This is a genomic window from Providencia vermicola (genome assembly GCF_010748935.1).
Lineage (GTDB): Bacteria > Pseudomonadota > Gammaproteobacteria > Enterobacterales > Enterobacteriaceae > Providencia > Providencia zhejiangensis.
Genome location: NZ_CP048796.1, coordinates 2,513,531 through 2,532,231, shown reverse-complemented (window position 1 = coordinate 2,532,231; position 18,701 = coordinate 2,513,531). Strand labels below are relative to the sequence as shown.

The following is an 18,701-nucleotide window of genomic DNA, read 5'->3' as shown; positions in this document are numbered from 1 at the left end:
GTTAATCCGCATTTTTTAGGCTAATAGTTTTATCTTCAAAAAGGATTAATGATCCGTTAGGTGATTCTTTATTTTTTTTATTGCTCGCATTTATAGCAACTATTTTTTTCCATTCTTTAAATTCGGCTGTCAAATCACTTGAAACACTCCCCGTCCTCTTATGCAATCCCCATAACTTTTCCCTTAACGGCTTCACAATTGGAAAATCATCGGTATCTTGCAATATCACGGCGATTTCACTGTCGAATGCCATGCTGCGTAAATTAATATTGGCAGAGCCTTGAATTAAAAAGGTATCATCGACTAAAGTTAATTTACTGTGTACATACACTTGCTGCCATCTATCCGAATCAGGAGAGACAAGTGTACAGATCATTGTTTCTAGCCCCTCAATTTTTTCAGGCTGAATATCATCAGGGCTTTTGATATCTTCACTTCGAATATAGACCCCCCAATAACCCGACTTAGGTTTGAACGATTGATCGTAAACGTGCTCTTTCATTAAATCTCGACGACCAAGTTGTTCTAACATCTTATAAGTTTGATAACCGCCTACTTCATTCGAACTTCCGACAGAGGGTTTTTCCGTTGAATTAGTGACAACAAAAAGATAGAACGGAGGTGGTTTAATGCTTTGTAATTTGCTGTCAGTTTCAGCAGCTTGTAAAAAACGTCGGTTTCGTTCTTCAACCATATCCCGTAAATTGGTCGCTATAGATGACAAACGAAAATATTGGTTTTCAAAATAGATGTAGTTACGGGCATGTTTAACACCATGATCATAGGCTTTTAATATATCGTATTCATCGTGTTGTGGCTGGGTTCGGCAAATTTTTCCGCCCGTGGGAACTAAAGGATTATTGGCTAAAAATGTGTAATGGGCGTTGAGTTTTTTGATATGCTCAGGTGTCGGGATATAGTCACATCGTGAGCGACTTTCTCTCTGTGCAAGTTGCTCTACATCGTCACCTTTGCTGGCGAAAAAACCATCAGTTTTTTTCCACGCCGACACAAAGTTATCATTTAAATCATACAGTAGCTCACCATACACACAGTTTGAGGTATCCTGCCACGCAGTTACGCCATCGCGACCAAGCCATGACTCTTCCTTATAACGAGTGATGGCATGTGCATCTTGATCCCAATATTCCGAGTGCATATTGTGCCCCATCACAAAACCAATCGCATTTTCAGGCTCTTCATAATCGATTAAAACCGCTTTTTGATGATGCGTTGAACCAGCCGCTAAAGCAGCCCAGCGAGCACTTAGCTCAGTTTCTTGACTCGAAAATTGATGATTGGTTCGCGCCGTAACATCTTTTAATCGCGAATCAGGTATACTCATTGCAATATCACGAGTCCGTACTGACAAGTTTTTGACAAGGCCCATATGAACTTTACGGTTCCAAGCGATATCAAACTGATATTGTTTTTGGGTTTGATAATCGAGCTTTGCACCAAAGACAAGAAAATCATTGAGTTGGGATGGCGATATCACTTGTTTCCCCCAACCGGGAAAGCTTTTCTCAAAATGTTTTCCCACATGATCAAACCACACAAGTACACGCACTTGCACACCTTCATTGGCCTTTTGCTCTAACAACTCGCCAATCATCGGATATTGACCTTCTCGGGCATCCGAACTACGTTCAAAATACATAGAGGGTTGAAAGCCCCATGTAATAATATCAATACTTTTTTTCGCTTTACGAATAGCTTCCGCAACGGCAGCAAAGGTTTGTTGTCCATTAATTAATGGTGCATAGGTAAATAAACTCATGGGGTATTTCGTTCGTTCAGGTATCCAGCTTGGCGTCACATGTGCCACCATGCAACTTGATACTGGTATATCAATCATCGGTGGCGTTGCTGATGTTGGGAGTTGAACTCCTAGCGGGAATTGACTCCAATTACCTCCAGACATATTACTTATCCTTTTTGAATGCGGTTAAAAACTCTGAAAGGTTTTGGCCCCATGCATCGCCAATGCGTGCATTTTCACGCTCTTGGCTAGGTGCGCTTGGTCTAAATCCAATATTGACTGTAGGCTCGTTACTGTCATCATCTTCAGCAGGTGGTGGCACTGTAATGTCATAACGATCCCCACTGAGTAGGTACAGTTGATAGCTATCTGTGGGAATATCATGGTCAATTTGGACATTACCTTGCGCATCACTCATACCTTTTAAAATCAGTGCTCCATTGGCATACAGTTCATACGGCTCAAATGCACGCGCCTTCATCGGGCTTTGTGGTGAGGAGCTCAGTTGAAAACGCAAGGTTTGTTTTGGCATCGATTGCGGGTATTGCGGGTGAGTGACATCCATAGACGCCGGTCCTTCAACCACCCAATTAGTGGCTTTCACCGTTTGGTTATTGGGGCTACCGTACTCTATCTGCCCGCCTTTTAATCGAATATAGGCGCCACCACAGGTCAATAGCAGTTCATCTTTAGCGGCAACGACGGTTTTACCGCCGGTACTGGTGACGGTCATGTCCTTGAGTGACGTGAGGTGCATTTCATCGCTTTGGGCTTGAAGTTCTACCTTGCCTTTTGCTGCAAAGGCTTTGATTCCTAGGGTATGAGCAAATAAGCTGATGGCTTGGCCTGCGGCTAAGGTGATTTTTTTACCGACTGAGATATCTGCCTGTTTATTGGCCGTCAGGGTAATGTTTTCACCGCTGTGAGCCTGTACGGTTTTGGGTGAGGTTAAGGCAATACCTGCTGGCGCACTAAGCAATAACGCTGCCTGCTGCAATTCGTTGATGGACTCAGTTAATAAGCGTTGCTGAGCTTTCATGTCTGCCAGCTCTGCTTTTGCGACTTCGGCTGCTTCCCGTAGGGAGCTCACTAGGTTCAACGCATCATCCAGTTGTTGCTTGGCTTCGCGCATATCCAGTTGTTCTGAAGAGGCTTTAGTGCGTAAATCGGTGCTGATAAACAGCCCTTTCCCCGCACGTATCGCCCCCCAGCTGTCGGTTCGCAGCTCAAAGCCATCACCGCGCTTTTCACGCCCTTGATTAACCAGATGCCCTAAATTGAGTTGGGATTTGCCACCGTATTCGGTGCTGAATTTGATGTGTTCTTCCCCGCGTTTGTCTTCCATGCGTAGCTTATTATTCGCAGGGGTACGAATGACATTGCGGGTATTATTTTTGTCAGTGATGTGGTCGGGACGATGTGAATCATGTAACGCATGGGCGATATACGGTCGGTCTGGGTCACCCTCATGGAAGGCAATGGCAACCTCTGTTCCTTGGATTAACGGGAAGTGCATGCCGTAGGTATCGCCTGCGTACGGTTTCGCCAGTCGTACGGGCATACTTTCATACCCCGTCGGTTTTTCATCACGGTCGGCATCGAATTTCACCCAATAAAAACCGTGTTCGTTTTGATGAGCGTAAATATCGTGGGATTTGGCACTGGTAATACGCGCCATCAATGTGCCTGCAATCACGGGGCGAGGTTTGAGAGCTGGTCGCCAGCACAAAGTTTCGGTGTACGACGTTGCATCAAACTGCACGACTAAGGCATTGCTGCGGCTACCTGAAAATCGCAAGCGTGTGATTAAGATTTCAGATTGAAAGTCAGACGGTAATGTTGAAGGCAGTTGGTTATCGGTAATTTTGAGCACCAATAATGGCGTTAGCATCGGTGAGTTACTTTTACCGTGCAACTGAGTCTGACGAGCCAGAAAACGCTCATGGTCAAGGCGTGACCAAAAGTGAGCGGTTTCCGTTTCAGGTTGGTACTTCTCACCGCGCTCAAGGTGGCGAGCTTGATAATGGTACACATCACCATAATTGATGTCGTCGCCATTGCCTCGGGTCATGTCCGTTTCAATGGATTGCAAGGTTTGCATTGCTTGGCGGTGATTGTAATCTTTGGTGGTCACACTACGCTCCACCACTTGATGACGCAGCGATAATCCCCACACACTCTCCACGCCATTATCATTCATGCCAGAAGGACTGTTTAACGGGAGCTGCAAATCATACACATACGCACGTTGGCTATCCCCAAAATGAATGACTTCGGTTTTGGTATCCGGCTGCAAGCTGAACGAATAGAAAATCCCCACTTCACTTAACAGGCGTTCAATAAACTGCCAATCACTCTCATTGATTTGGTTAATTTGCTCTCGCTTGGGGTATTGGCGCTGCAAATGAAATTCAAACTCCCAGCCTTTCATGTCATGCTCACGCAAAATGAGGTCAATGACGTCCGGCACGGATTTATTTAAGAAAAAACGGTGAGAGCGCATTTGATGACGTAATAGAGAGACAAATGGCTCTATCACAATTTGGTATTGTGCTTCATCAGCGGAGCCAGACAGCCGCTTGAAGTGGGTGATCACGCCATGAACACGTTTTTGCGGTTCAGTCAGTGTGTTCAGCGCAGCCAGCGGTGGAGTGGGTGACGAAAAGGTAAAATCAGCACTGCGGCGAAGAAACTGTGGCGCTTGCAGGTTTTTCTCTGTGGAAGTAAAGGTAATCTGATAACGGTACGTTTCGCTAATGGCTTCACGTCCCGTGAAGTGCTCAACATCTAAGTGGGTCTGGCAACCTTGTACAGCAAGCTGGTAGCGATTATGGGATAAAAAAGGTCGTAGTGCATTATCCATTAAGCTCATCTTATTTCCTTTGTGTCCACCGTGGTAACCGAAAATACAATAAGCCGCGAGTGAGGTTACCCACTTTAATGTTAAGTAATTTACGTTAAGATAACGGATTACTGCGCATAAAGACAAATTGAATGTGAAACAATATTGAATAATAGGTGATGAATAGGATTTATCTGGGTGAGATAAAGCGTTAGTCGGATTCAGCAAAGAATATAAAAAGGAAGCGGTTAGACCTCCTTGGGGAATAGGCGTGTTTTCCGTGATGTGCCATATTTTTTGATTATTGGCACTGGCTTTTCCAATAAATCAAATATCGCAAATAATCTCCGCCATCCTCTTGCAGCCCATGCACCAATGGCTTCATACTTTTATGAGGTAAATCATGCCACTCACCAATCCCTTTTGGTTGATGAATATTTTTCTCATATAGGCTTTCCCATCCATCCTCATTCGGCACCCATAAACCTTGCCATTCTTCTTGTGATATACAAGGTAGCTTCCGGCAGGGTTGATAACTAATGCGTCCATGTTGCCTTAATACGTCTAATGGGGTTTCAGGGCGCAGGGTGGCTAGAAAACGGTAAGAACTGGCATTGTTGCGGAGCGTATCTCGATAAATGTCATCGCTGTGCGTATCAATCAGGTATTCAAATGGTGAGACAGATTTCAATATATTGGTTGTACCGCCTTCAACTTCGATTTCCTCGACCCAAACCACGATTCGTTGCCAGACGATAGCCTGAATCAAGCAACGGTATTCTAGGGATTGCGTATCCAGTGGTAATATCATGATTTTGCACTCTTCAAGATAAGTTGCATGGTTATATGAACGTCTAACGCTATTTGAGTCCATATGGGCTAATTGTGCTTCTATAGCATCAGGTCTATATCCAAGCTCATTTAATCGTGTGCTGCCTGTTGTGCGTATCGTATGAGGGCTATATATACCACTCCAACCTCTCGTTTTGAGAAATTGCCTTAGTGAGTTAGTAGACATTGGTTTATGGCAAGAATCACGATCGGGAAATAAATGTTTACGGTTACCAGTAAAACCATAAAGAGATTTTAGAATCGTAATAGCTTGTGTAGGCAGAGGAACAATATGTTCTCTTCGTGCTTTCATACGCTCAGCTGGAATAGTCCAAAGCGCATTATCAAGATCGAATTCAGACCATTCCGCCTCAGCGACTTCAGATGGACGAGAAAGCGTCCACCACATTAACCACATACAATAGTTCAGTTGAAAGGTGCCGCGGCTATTATCAAAGTTACTGAGTAGTTGACCTATTTGATCCGTAGTGAGGGCTTTTTTATGTTGTGTTTTGTTTGCTGGGAGAGCTTTTCTTATTGCCCATACTGGCTCACTATCAGCTCTTAATGTGGCAACCGCAAATTCAAAAATCACGGATATCGTTCGTTTAGCTTCAGCAGCAACCGTTGGAGCGCCTCTTTGAACTTCACGCTGCAATATTTTGAGAATATGGTGAGATGTAATTTCTCTTATTGGTAATGCACCGATAGAAGGAAATACATGCGCTCCAACATATCAAAGGCGACGGTATTTGGTCACATCAGCCCAATCTTTCATTTGCAACCATTCTTTTGCGATGATTTGAAATGTATTTGCAGATTCGTTCGCTTTTCTGATCTTATCTAGTTGCTTAGCTTGTATTGGATTAATCCCTGCTGAGACGAGTTTTCTAGCATCCATCACATTTAGAGCTGGCTTCAGCTAGTGTTACCAATGGGTAGTTGCCTAATGCCAGCATGCTCGATTTTCCATTTATTTGAAAATGAAACTGCCAGCTTTTTTACCATTAGGTATCACTTCAAGGTACAAACCGTTGAAGTCATTGATACGGAAAGTTTTTCTTTAGATTTTGCTGTTCTGTATTTTGTGGCAGTAAATATAATAAATTCAAGTAATTATGTGGATTTATATAATTATACTCACTGAAAAAAGAGAAGATAAATAAGCAATATACTTATTTAGGTGTGAGTTTTCATGAAATTCAGTGAGACATTAAACAGCATAAAACCATAGTAATATTATGAATTTTATGCTGTTTTTAAATGATGCTTAATGGGACAATCTAAAACTAGAGTATAGGCTTACACATTAAACAAGAAGTTTAATACATCGCCGTCTTGGACAATGTAATCTTTACCTTCAGCACGCATTCTACCGGCTTCTTTTGCTCCTTGCTCACCGCGATATTTAATAAAATCATCAAATGCGATGGTTTGAGCGCGAATAAAGCCTTTCTCGAAATCTGTGTGAATTTTGCCTGCCGCTTGAGGTGCAGTTGCGCCAACAGGAATGGTCCAAGCTCGAACTTCTTTTACGCCCGCGGTGAAGTAGGTTTGAAGATTCAATAATTCATAACCTGCACGGATCACGCGATTCAGTCCGGGTTCTTCAATTCCCAAATCTGCCATAAATTCATCACGTTCTTCATCTTCAAGTTCAGCGATATCTGACTCGATTGCAGCACAAACAGGAACAACGACAGAGCCTTCTGCTTCAGCGATCTTATATACCGTGTCAAGATATGGGTTATTTTCAAAGCCATCTTCATTCACGTTTGCAATATACATCGTTGGCTTGAGCGTTAAAAAACTTAAGTAACGGATGGCTGCTTTGTCTTCAGTGCTAAGGTCTAAAGTTCTTAACATGCCGGCTTTTTCAAGGTGCGGCAAACATTTTTCCAGAACTTCGAGTTCCGCTTTCGCATCTTTATCACCGCCTTTGGCGCGTTTTTGAATACGATGGATCGCTCGTTCGCAGGTATCAAGATCAGCGAGAGCCAACTCAGTATTAATAACATCAATATCTTCCGCTGGGTTTACTTGACCCGCAACGTGAATAATATTGTCATTTTCAAAGCAACGAACAACATGCCCGATGGCTTCCGTTTCACGGATGTTAGTTAGAAATTGGTTACCTAAACCTTCACCCTTTGATGCACCTTTAACCAAACCAGCGATATCAACGAATTCCATCGTAGTGGGTAAAATGCGTTGTGGTTTTACAATCTCAGCCAATTGATCAAGACGTGGGTCTGGCATTGGCACAACACCTGTGTTCGGCTCAATCGTACAGAAAGGAAAGTTGGCTGCTTCGATGCCGGCTTTGGTCAACGCATTAAACAGTGTGGATTTACCCACGTTAGGCAGACCAACGATACCGCATTTAAAACCCATATGTTTCTCACCTTAAAATAGCAAGGGGCAGGCGAGTGCTGCCCTGAATGTTAGAAAATTGGCGCTGATTATACACAAAAAGTTGTTTTTGATGAAATGAACTCTTTGTATAGGCTGATTTTACGCTGTCGCTTTAAAACTATGCAGACGGTTTATTGCTTTATCCATTCCATCACTGAGTAAAATGTCGGTACAGCGTAATGATTCATCGATAGCTTCATCAATCAGCTTTTGTTCCGTAGCAGTTGGTTTGCCGAGAACAAAACCAACCACTTTATTTTTATCGCCTGGATGGCCGATACCAATACGTAAGCGGTAAAAATTAGGGTTATTGCTGAACTTGTTTTGGATATCTTTCAAGCCGTTATGACCACCGTTACTGCCGCCAAGTTTCATCTTAGCAACACCTGGAAGTAAATCTAATTCGTCATGAGCGACTAAAATTTCATCAGGATTGATGCGATAAAAATTAGCCATGGATAAAACTGCTTTACCACTTAAATTCATGAAGGTCGTCGGAACGAGGAGTCGTACATCATGACCATTCAAATTGATACGGGCGGTGTAGCCAAAAAACTTGGCTTCCTCTTTTAAGGATTGATGGTGACGTTCTGCCAGCTGGTCGACATACCATGCTCCAGCATTATGACGAGTTTGGGCGTATTCAGCACCAGGATTGGCAAGGCCAACAATTAGTTTTATTTTGCTCACGGCTAATAGTTCACTGTCAGTTAATTCAATTATTAGGCCTAGTTTACCCTGAGAGGGGAAGATGTACAAAATTGAAATAGCGCTGATGCGGGCTGATTTAATATAAAATGTAGTTATGGGTAAAATATTTTTATAAAAAGCATCTTTTGTACAGAAATAATGAAAAAAGTCTAACCCTGTGATTGCCATCGCAAATAATTTTACTTAATGCACTATAATAACAGCATAAAGATATATTTTTTCGGAAGTTTCAAACATGCTTTGCTTATCAATCTACTGATACGGGAGGTAGATATGAAACGTAAAACAGCTCTCTTAATTGGTAATATTTTAATGGCGTTGGGTCTAATTGTCATGATAGGAAGCATTGCGCTGAATTTATCTTCTCATGTATTTAGTCTTAACTTACCAGATATGCTTACGATGGGGTCTTTATTTGGTATTTTTGTCGGCGCTATGATTTGGCTGGCGGGTGCAAGATTAGGTGGAAGAGACAAAGTTGCCGACCGTTACTGGTTGATAAAACACTATAACCATTCAAACCGTGATAATCACCGCTATCCATAAGTCATTTTGTCTGATTTAATACAATTTAGAATTATTGTGTTAAATAAATTGAATTAAGTAAAATAACGTATTCAAGTCAATTAAGCGTTTCTAAGGGTGCTGATTACAGCACCTTTATTATTTGGGGACCCGCTATTATTTTGTGGATTGAATACCAATGTTTTGAGTGAATGTTACTGTAATAATGACTGGAGCATTGGCAACTATGTGTATTGGTGTATGAGTAGCTGATTATTTAATGACTATCTTTAGATAGACTGAAACACACTGAATTTGTTTTGCGCATTTCTTCTGATTGCAACCCAGTATATTACCAACGCTATTCCTACCTCTATTTTTATTTCTTTTATGTGATAGTTAAAAGCGACATAACAGTTGAAATAAACAGGCGATAATACAGCCTATCAATAAAGAATGGCCTCAAGGTTATCATCAATATCTTTTTATTTTTTCATTTGAGTTCAGATTGACGGTGAGTGAAAGATGTAGATAACAATAAATAACAGAGTTAGGTAAGGGAATAACGTTGTTGTATGACAATACATAAAGCCCCTACGGTTGAATATCAAGCGTAGGGGCGCTACTTAAATCATGACGTTCTGCTGCTGAGCAAATAGAAAAAACGAGGTAGTTATACCTCGTTAATAATGCTTAGTGCTCAAACATCGCAGAAATTGACTCTTCATTGCTAATACGGCGAATTGCTTCGGCTAGCATGCCTGAAAGCGTCAGCGTACGAACTTTGTTCAACGCTTTAATTTCAGGTGAAAGAGGAATTGTGTCACAAACAATGACTTCATCAATAACTGAATTTTTGATGTTGTCGACGGCGTTACCTGAGAAAATCGGGTGAGTCGCGTAAGCAAATACGCGTTTTGCACCACGTTCTTTCAGCGCTTCAGCCGCTTTACACAGCGTGCCACCAGTATCTATCATATCGTCGACTAAAATGCAGTCACGACCAGAAACGTCACCAATGATGTGCATAACCTGAGAAACGTTCGCACGTGGGCGACGTTTATCGATAATAGCCATATCAGTGTCATTTAACAGTTTCGCGATTGCTCTAGCGCGTACGACGCCGCCGATGTCTGGAGATACAACGATTGGGTTTTCCAAATCTTTCTGGAGCATGTCTTCCAGAAGGATAGGGCTACCAAACACGTTATCAACAGGAACATCAAAGAAGCCCTGGATCTGCTCAGCGTGTAGGTCAACGGTGAGAACACGGTCAACACCTACACTAGACAGAAAATCGGCAACAACTTTAGCGGTGATTGGTACACGGGCAGAACGTACGCGACGATCCTGTCTAGCATAACCGAAGTAAGGGATAACAGCGGTAATACGACCAGCAGATGCACGGCGCAGCGCATCGACCATAACAACCAATTCCATTAGGTTATCATTGGTAGGTGCACAGGTTGACTGGATGATAAAGATATCACCACCGCGAACATTTTCATTAATTTGAACACTGACTTCGCCGTCGCTAAAACGACCAACAGCCGCGTCTCCAAGATTAGTGTAAAGGCGGTTAGCAACACGTTGTGCTAGTTCCGGTGTAGCGTTACCAGCAAAAAGCTTCATATCGGGCACGAGAAAAACCTCAGGCTTGCGTCCAGAGAGATATTGTTGACCAATAAGACAGTTAAGTTTGTCACTATTGGTGCAATACACGGGTTATCCCAGCGCGGAACTTGTGCAGTGGCGATTCGTTCACTCCTTGAGCGACGAAACCATGCACCCACGATGGGGCTTTATTTAACACCTTTAGGGCATCGGCTTGCGTTTCAAATTCAGAAAAAACACAAGCCCCTGTTCCTGTCAGGCGAGACGGAGCATATTCTAACAGCCAAGAAACGAGCTGTTCAACCTCACGAAAACGTTTTCTTGCAATTGGTTCGCAATCATTTGCGTACGGAGCCAGTAATAATGCGGGTAGTGGGCGTTTTGGAGAATTTCTATTTAATTGTGGATCTGTGAAGATCATCGGGGTTGAGATTTCAATTCCTGGGTGAGCAACCAGATACCATTTCTCTTTAGGCGTGGCTGGAGTCAGAATTTCACCAATGCCTTCCGCAAAAGCAGCGTGTCCTCGAACAAACACCGGAACGTCCGCACCGAGTTTTTTACCTAATTCGGCTAAGTTTTCATCTGAAATTGCAGTTGCCCAATGTTCATTTAAAGCAATTAACACGGTCGCCGCATTGGACGAGCCACCGCCGATACCACCGCCCATTGGCAAAATTTTATTAATGTGAATATCAGCACCCAGCGGTTTGGAGAGGTTAAGGACATCACGACAATAGCATTGGAGTAATTTAGCCGCTTTGACGATTAGATTTTTTTCTGGCTCAACACCTGCCATGGTGGTGAGTAGATTGATTTGATCGTCAGCTCGAGTGGTTATCGTAATCTCATCGCCATAATTGAGGAATTGAAACAGCGTTTGTAGCTCATGGTAGCCATCTGCTCTACGACCGGTGATATAGAGAAAAAGATTTAATTTTGCAGGTGAAGGCCATGTTAACGTCATTTTTGTAAGGTCCAACTATCCATTTTTAGCTTAATTAGGCGCGAACCCTGACTCAGTTCAAGGTTGCTTGGTAACATTGGTTTAGTGCTGGTATCGTAGGAAAGATAGTTAAGCTGCCATTTTTCACCATTACCTTGTTGTAAGGTGACGGATTTGAGTAAATGGTTATCATCGAGTTCATATTCTGTCGCACGTCCCGGAGAGCCCGTTAGCCAAGCTGTTAGGTCGTCAAGAGGGATCTCCATGCCTGTAAGTTGATAAATCAACTCTGAAGGCACGTCACTCATATGAGTTTGTCCATCTTTTGTCGTCAGACGCGCTAAATCGGGTTCTACGGTGAGTTCTAACTCACGGCTACCCAGAGGGTTTGTTAACAATAAGCGATATTTTTCAGGTGTGTATTGTTGCCAGAAGAATTTGGCATAGGTTTTACTTTGACCACCATCGTAGACAAAAGAGCCACGTGTTTGGTAATTCCGAAGCGCGTTCACTTCTTGTAAGTGAGCTTTCCATTCAGGATCCGCAGAGGAACCAGTACCTGATGTTGTCGTCTGTTTTGTGGTGACACACGCCGTTAGCAACAAACAGGAAAGTGGTAATAAGCGCCAAAAGCCTCGAGTGGAGGAAGGACCCAGAAAAGACCAAGTAGTAAACAGTTGCATAGCGACTCTCAAAAATCATCGGGTGAAAAATAACAACGCGTCTTTCAATAATGGTGACTCTTGCCGAAGCATCTCTGTTATCGCAATCGAGAAAATTATCGTCATGGATAACATGGAAAGAGAAAATAGCGCGACAAGGAACGGAAATATTGCGTTAAAACGACCAAATTATCAATCGGATTGAAGAAGTTTTGCCTATCTATACAATAGGAAAACGAGAGTGATCATGGATTTGATCTGTTAAGTGACCGTATTCTCACTATATATTATCAATATTGATAATTTCTTAATATATATAATAAAAAAATGGTACATCTCGAATATAATCCGGTGTAAAATAACATGACTAATAGTATTGTTATCGGCTAACTTCTTCATCATTGGTACTGAAAAAGTTAGGAGTTGATCATCTTTATGGTTTTCATTACGTGTAGACCATAGAAAGCGTGGCCTAGATCATCTACAATAGCGGGTAAACAATTAACAGTGGTGTGGTTATACTGCTGAAAAAATAATTAGCAATGTGAGCAATGTAGTTAAGCACAATGACCCTATTAGCATTAGGCATCAATCATAAAACGGCACCGGTGGCCTTGCGTGAGCGAGTGGCTTTCGGACCAGAAAAAATTGACCATGCACTTGAGGAGTTACTAAAACAGCCCCAAGTTAGCGGTGGCGTCGTGCTGTCGACCTGTAATAGAACCGAACTGTATTTGAGTCTTGAATCACAAGAGCGTGCTCAAGAGCAACTGATCCAGTGGTTATGTGAGTTTCACGATATCAACGATCATGATTTGAAACCAAGCTTGTATTGGCACGAAGGTGATCGCGCGGTTAGCCATCTGATGCGAGTGGCTAGTGGTTTAGATTCTTTAGTTCTCGGTGAACCTCAAATTCTCGGTCAGGTCAAAAAAGCGTTCGCACTTTCACAAGATAATCATTCTTTGTCGAGTGAACTAGAGCGTTTGTTCCAAAAATCATTTTCTGTCGCAAAACGTGTTCGTACCGAAACAGAGATCGGTGCGAATGCGGTTTCTGTTGCTTTTGCTGCCTGTACTTTAGCAAGGCAAATCTTTGAGTCACTTAAACACCTGAATATATTGTTAGTAGGGGCGGGCGAAACGATCGAATTAGTGGCTCGTCACTTACGTGAACATGGTGTACAGAAAATGATGATAGCAAACCGTTCTCGTGAAAGAGCTGAGCTATTAGCCAATGAGGTTAATGCGGAGGTGATCACACTACCTGACATTGATACTCGGCTGGCGCAAGCGGATATTGTTATCAGCTCAACGGCAAGCCCATTACCGATTATTGGTAAAGGGATGGTCGAAAGAGCAATGAAAATCCGTCGTAGTAAGCCAATGTTATTAATCGATATTGCGGTTCCTCGCGATATTGAACCCGATGTTGAAAAGCTTAGGGATGTTTATCTGTATACAGTGGATGACCTTGAGTCGATTATTCAGCAAAACTTAGCTCAGCGTAAAGCAGCAGCGGTTGAAGCGGAATTTATCGTTGAACAAGAAAGCAGCCATTTCATGGATTGGTTGCGCTCGCAAGCCGCAGTGTCTACAATTCGCGATTACAGAGCGCAGGCTGAGGCAATCCGCGCGGGTATGACAGAAAAAGCACTCGCGGCGATTAGTCAGGGTGCAGACCCTGAACAAGTTATCACACAACTTACCCAACAATTGACCAACCGCCTGATCCATGCACCGACTAAATCTTTACAGCAAGCCGCTGGAGATGGTGATATGGAACGTCTGAATCTACTTAGGGACAGCTTAGGGCTGAACCATCAATAACCACATTTTAATTATGGGTCTGATATAACGAATGAAGCCTTCTATTGTCGCAAAACTGGAAGCATTACAGGAACGCTATGAAGAAATTCAAGCACACCTTGCCGATGCAGGTGTGATTGCTGATCAAGGGCGCTTCCGAGCCCTTTCAAAAGAGTATGCTCAACTGACAGATGTCGCTAAATGTTTTTCAGCGTGGCGAACTGTACAGGAAGATATCGAAACAGCAGAAATGATGTTAGATGATCCTGAAATGAAAGAAATGGCTCAGGAAGAGCTGAAAGAAGCTAAAGAGCGCAATGAAGAGCTTGAACAACAATTACAATTGTTGTTGCTGCCAAAAGATCCTGATGACGAATATAACTGCTTCTTAGAGATCCGCGCAGGAGCTGGCGGCGATGAAGCGGCTATTTTTGCCGGCGATTTATTCCGTATGTATAGCCGTTATGCAGAAGCTAACCGTTGGCGTGTCGAGCTAATGAGCACGAGTGATGGTGAACACGGTGGCTATAAAGAGGTTATCGCCAAGATTTCTGGTGAGAGTGTTTATGGACGCTTGAAATTCGAATCTGGTGGTCATCGTGTGCAGCGTGTGCCAGAAACGGAATCTCAGGGACGTATCCATACTTCAGCTTGTACAGTGGCCATCCTTCCTGAATTGCCTGAGGCTGAACTGCCAGAGATCAATCCAGTTGATTTACGTATCGATACCTTCCGTTCTTCCGGTGCGGGTGGACAGCACGTTAACACCACCGATTCGGCAATCCGTATTACGCATATTCCAACTGGCATTGTGGTTGAATGTCAGGATGAGCGTTCACAACATAAAAACAAAGCCAAAGCGATGTCTGTATTAGGTGCGCGTATTCGACAAGCTGAAATGGATAAACGTCAAGCAGCAGAAGCTTCAGAGCGCCGTAACCTTTTAGGTTCGGGTGATCGTTCTGACCGTATTCGAACTTATAACTTCCCACAAGGTCGGGTCACGGATCATCGTATCAACCTGACACTTTACCGTTTAGATGAAGTGATGGAAGGAAAACTTGATGGGCTGATTCAGCCAATTATTAATGAATATCAAGCAGATCAACTTTCTGCATTGTCTGAGCAAGACTAATGCAATACGGCGAATGGGTGAATCAAGCGGTTGCGAGATTGTCGAGCAGTGACAGTGCGAAGCGAGATGCTGAAATTCTGCTCCAACATATTACAGGGCAGAGTCGTAGTTTTATTTTTGCATTTGCAGAAACGACCTTAACACCCGAGGAGTATCAAGCTCTCGAAGCATTATTGAGCCGCCGTGAACAAGGTGAACCCATTGCCTATATTATCGGTGAGCGCGAATTCTGGTCTTTGCCTTTATTTGTCTCACCAGCTACTTTGATTCCGCGTCCTGATACTGAATGCCTTGTTGAACAGGCTTTATCAAGACTACCTCCTCAAAGTTGTCGTATTCTTGACCTCGGTACAGGAACGGGGGCTATAGCGCTAGCGCTCGCTTCTGAACGCTTAGATAGCTCAGTTGTTGGTGTTGATTTTAACCCTGAGGCCGTGTCTTTAGCACAACGAAACCAACAACGTCTCGCCATTGATAATGTGCAGTTTTTACAAAGTAATTGGTTTTCCTCACTTTCTTCACAACATTTTGATATGATTGTGAGCAATCCACCTTATATCGATGAAAATGATCTCCATTTACAACAAGGTGATGTAAGATTTGAACCTTTAACTGCATTAGTGGCAGATAATCAAGGACTGGCAGATTTAGATCATATTGTATCTAAATCGAGAGAATACCTAAGCCAGCAGGGTTGGTTGCTTGTTGAACATGGATGGCAGCAAGATGTGGCAGTTCGTGAGTTGTTCAAACAGTATGGTTATAGCAATATCGAAACCTGCCAAGATTATGGCGGTAGAGATAGAATTACGCTTGGGCAGTGGAATAAAGCAGTGGAAAGGTAATGAAAACCATAGCAAATATTGAATTTAACAAAATACCTTTGAGCGAAGGTATTATGATTGTCTCCCAAAGCATTCGTGTCGATTTTCCTCTTATGCAAGTACAGGCTCAGTTGGATAGTCTCGTGGAGGCCGCTAAGACTGCTATTGATGTGAAAGCGGATAATGAAAGTAAAATTAACCAATTATTGATGCTTTTTTATCGTCAATGGCAATTCGGTGGGGCAGATGGCATTTATGCACTATCTGATATGCTGTGGTTAGATAAAGTTTTATCTTCCAAACGAGGCACACCAGTTTCATTAGGCTCGATTTTCCTTTATATCGCTGAAAAACTAGAAATCGATATTGAACCAGCGGTATTTCCAACACAGCTGTTATTATCAGCTCAAAAAAATGATGGCTCACAATGGTTTATTAATCCAGTTAATGGTGAAACGCTAACTTGGCATACACTAAATTTATGGATGAAAGGAACGGTTGATCCCTATTCTGAACTAGAAGATGACCAGCTCGATGTGGCTGAAAATAGTGTGATCATCCGTAAATTATTTGACACGCTAAAAGCCTCTTTAATGGAAGAGAAGAAAATGGAATTAGCGTTAAAAGTGTGTGAAACATTATTAACGTTAGACCCTGAAGATCCTTATGAAATTCGTGACCGTGGATTAATTCTCGCACATCTAGATTGTAATCATGTAGCACTGAATGATTTAAACTATTTTATTGAGCACTGCCCAGAAGATCCTATTTCTGAAATGATTAAAATTCAGATATATTCATTAGATAATCTTCCAGTAGTGTTACATTAATTTATGCACAGACAGCAAACTGTCTCGATATGAAAGGTAACAGCATGCAACAAAAAATGGTCAGCATTGGCGATATCAAAGTCGCAAACGATCTTCCGTTTGTTCTTTTTGGTGGAATGAATGTCCTCGAGTCCCGCGATATGGCAATGCAAGTGTGCGAACATTATGTGACGGTGACACAAAAATTAGGCATTCCTTATGTCTTTAAGGCATCGTTCGATAAAGCTAACCGTTCATCAATTCATTCATATCGTGGCCCAGGCCTTGAAGAGGGAATGAAAATCTTTCAAGAATTGAAAGAAACCTTTGGTGTGAAAATCATTACTGACGTGCATGAACCATCACAAGCGCAACCAGTTGCAGAAGTTGTTGATGTGATTCAACTGCCTGCTTTTTTAGCCCGTCAAACAGACCTTGTTGCGGCAATGGCAAAAACTGACGCGGTGATCAACATTAAAAAACCACAATTCATTAGCCCTGGTCAGATGGGCAATATTGTTGAAAAGTTCATTGAAGGTGGTAATGACAAAATTATTTTATGTGACCGAGGTTCTAACTTTGGGTACGATAATTTAGTTGTTGATATGCTTGGCTTTAACGTTATGATGCAAGCATCAAATGGTTGCCCTGTCATTTTTGATGTTACGCACTCCTTACAATGCAGAGACCCGTTTGGAGCCGCGTCAGGTGGTCGCCGTGCTCAAGTTGCTGAACTCGCTAGAGCGGGTATGGCGGTTGGTCTTGCTGGGTTATTCCTTGAAGCGCATCCAGATCCAGATAATGCACGTTGTGATGGCCCATCAGCATTGCCTTTGGCTAAATTAGAGCCATTCTTACAGCAAGTTCAAGCGATCGATTCGTTAGTGAAAAGTTTTCCAGAGCTAGATACTAGCCGTTAATCCTAATCTATTATGCAGCTTAACCAAGTTGTGACCATGTTCGGCGCTGATCTTCAGCGCCGTTACGGTGAAAAAATCCATAAAATAACGCTTCATGGTGGTTTTAATTGCCCGAATCGCGATGGAACGCTAGGACGCGGTGGCTGTACTTTTTGTCATGTTGCCTCTTTTTCTGATGAAAGCCAATCAACTCAATCTATTTGTGAACAAATTCGCCATCAAGTCTCCAAGATCACCCGAGCCAATCGCTACCTTGCCTATTTTCAAGCTTATACCAGTACTTATGCTGAAGTTTGTATCTTAAAACAGTTATATGAAGAAGCGCTGAAGCAGGTTGACATCGTTGGCTTGTGCGTAGGTACACGCCCTGACTGTGTGCCTGATGAGGTTTTAGCTTTACTCAACAGTTATCGTGAGCAAGGTTATGAAATTTGGTTAGAACTAGGATTACAAACCGCGCATGATAAAACATTGCATCGTATTAACCGAGGGCATGGTTTTTCTGAATATCAACAAACAGCGGTGAAGGCACGGAAGCTGGGGCTCAAAGTCTGTACCCACCTTATTTGTGGTTTACCCAATGAAACTGCGCAAATGAATATGCAAACCTTAGAAAAGGTACTGGATTGCGGTACTGATGGTATTAAATTACACCCGTTGCATATTGTTGATGGTAGTATTATGGCAAAAAGCTGGCTTGCAGGACGTATAGAGCCGATTGCATTAGATGATTACACACACATTGCGGGAGAAATGATCCGGCATACGCCAGTCGATATTATTTATCATCGTATCTGTGCGAGTGCGCGACGACCCACGTTATTGGCTCCTCAATGGTGTGAAAACCGCTGGTTGGGAATGAATCACCTATATCAATACTTGTTGACGAATGGCGGTCAAGGTTCTGCGCTATAGGCG

General features: G+C 42.7%; 14 protein-coding genes and 1 pseudogene. 7 read left to right on the top strand and 8 right to left on the bottom strand.

Annotated features, from left to right (window positions below; genetic code table 11):
• Window position 1: 1 nt before the first annotated feature.
• From G3341_RS11300 to pth, 5 genes and pseudogenes are all read right to left on the bottom strand, one after another.
• Entirely contained in the window at window positions 2-1,924 is a 1,923-nt protein-coding gene (locus G3341_RS11300) for a phospholipase D-like domain-containing protein (RefSeq protein ID WP_154623085.1), read from the bottom strand.
• A 1-nt stretch (window position 1,925) separates the two neighbouring features.
• A complete protein-coding gene (locus G3341_RS11295) occupies window positions 1,926-4,634 on the bottom strand; it encodes a DUF2345 domain-containing protein (protein WP_154623084.1) in 2,709 nt (902 codons plus the stop codon).
• A gap of 775 nt (window positions 4,635-5,409) precedes the next feature.
• A pseudogene (locus G3341_RS11285) lies at window positions 5,410-6,536 on the bottom strand (tyrosine-type recombinase/integrase); the annotation flags it as partial.
• A 201-nt stretch (window positions 6,537-6,737) separates the two neighbouring features.
• Window positions 6,738-7,829 (bottom strand): redox-regulated ATPase YchF, encoded by a 1,092-nt coding sequence (gene ychF / locus G3341_RS11280; RefSeq protein WP_154622881.1) that lies wholly within the window; start codon window positions 7,827-7,829, stop codon window positions 6,738-6,740.
• Window positions 7,830-7,949: 120 nt separating this feature from the next.
• A complete protein-coding gene (gene pth, locus G3341_RS11275; protein ID WP_163861917.1) occupies window positions 7,950-8,540 on the bottom strand; it encodes an aminoacyl-tRNA hydrolase in 591 nt (196 codons plus the stop codon).
• Between the two features lie 294 nt (window positions 8,541-8,834).
• Here pth and ychH point away from each other — a divergent pair, with 294 nt between their 5' ends.
• On the top strand, window positions 8,835-9,107 hold the full coding sequence (gene ychH / locus G3341_RS11270; protein ID WP_154623230.1) for a stress-induced protein YchH: 273 nt from the start codon (window positions 8,835-8,837) through the stop codon (window positions 9,105-9,107).
• 651 nt (window positions 9,108-9,758) lie between these two features.
• Here ychH and prs read toward each other — a convergent pair.
• The 3 genes from prs to lolB form a co-directional block, all read right to left on the bottom strand.
• Window positions 9,759-10,706 (bottom strand): ribose-phosphate diphosphokinase, encoded by a 948-nt coding sequence (gene prs, locus G3341_RS11265; RefSeq protein ID WP_006661866.1) that lies wholly within the window; start codon window positions 10,704-10,706, stop codon window positions 9,759-9,761.
• A 64-nt stretch (window positions 10,707-10,770) separates the two neighbouring features.
• Complete coding sequence (gene ispE / locus G3341_RS11260; protein WP_163861914.1) at window positions 10,771-11,646, bottom strand: 4-(cytidine 5'-diphospho)-2-C-methyl-D-erythritol kinase; 876 nt, start codon at window positions 11,644-11,646, stop codon at window positions 10,771-10,773.
• Window positions 11,643-12,281 (bottom strand): lipoprotein insertase outer membrane protein LolB, encoded by a 639-nt coding sequence (lolB, locus tag G3341_RS11255; protein ID WP_375097495.1) that lies wholly within the window; start codon window positions 12,279-12,281, stop codon window positions 11,643-11,645. The genes ispE and lolB overlap by 4 nt, the downstream gene beginning before the upstream one ends.
• Before the next feature lie 572 nt (window positions 12,282-12,853).
• Here lolB and hemA point away from each other — a divergent pair.
• Genes hemA through G3341_RS11225 form a run of 6 tightly spaced genes read left to right on the top strand, consistent with a single transcriptional unit; the run spans window position 12,854 to window position 18,698 of the window.
• Window positions 12,854-14,116, top strand: a complete 1,263-nt coding sequence (hemA, locus tag G3341_RS11250) for a glutamyl-tRNA reductase (protein WP_154623341.1) — start codon at window positions 12,854-12,856, stop codon at window positions 14,114-14,116.
• A gap of 31 nt (window positions 14,117-14,147) precedes the next feature.
• On the top strand, window positions 14,148-15,230 hold the full coding sequence (gene prfA, locus G3341_RS11245; RefSeq protein ID WP_163861910.1) for a peptide chain release factor 1: 1,083 nt from the start codon (window positions 14,148-14,150) through the stop codon (window positions 15,228-15,230).
• The gene (gene prmC, locus G3341_RS11240) at window positions 15,230-16,075 is read left to right on the top strand and encodes a peptide chain release factor N(5)-glutamine methyltransferase (protein WP_163861907.1); all 846 of its coding nucleotides are present in this window, start codon (window positions 15,230-15,232) and stop codon (window positions 16,073-16,075) included. Before prfA ends, prmC begins: the two co-directional genes overlap by 1 nt.
• Window positions 16,075-16,884, top strand: a complete 810-nt coding sequence (gene sirB1 / locus G3341_RS11235) for an invasion regulator SirB1 (RefSeq protein WP_154623338.1) — start codon at window positions 16,075-16,077, stop codon at window positions 16,882-16,884. Before prmC ends, sirB1 begins: the two co-directional genes overlap by 1 nt.
• Before the next feature lie 44 nt (window positions 16,885-16,928).
• Window positions 16,929-17,783, top strand: a complete 855-nt coding sequence (gene kdsA / locus G3341_RS11230) for a 3-deoxy-8-phosphooctulonate synthase (protein ID WP_154623337.1) — start codon at window positions 16,929-16,931, stop codon at window positions 17,781-17,783.
• A 12-nt stretch (window positions 17,784-17,795) separates the two neighbouring features.
• On the top strand, window positions 17,796-18,698 hold the full coding sequence (locus G3341_RS11225; RefSeq protein WP_154623336.1) for a TIGR01212 family radical SAM protein: 903 nt from the start codon (window positions 17,796-17,798) through the stop codon (window positions 18,696-18,698).
• Window positions 18,699-18,701: the final 3 nt, after the last annotated feature.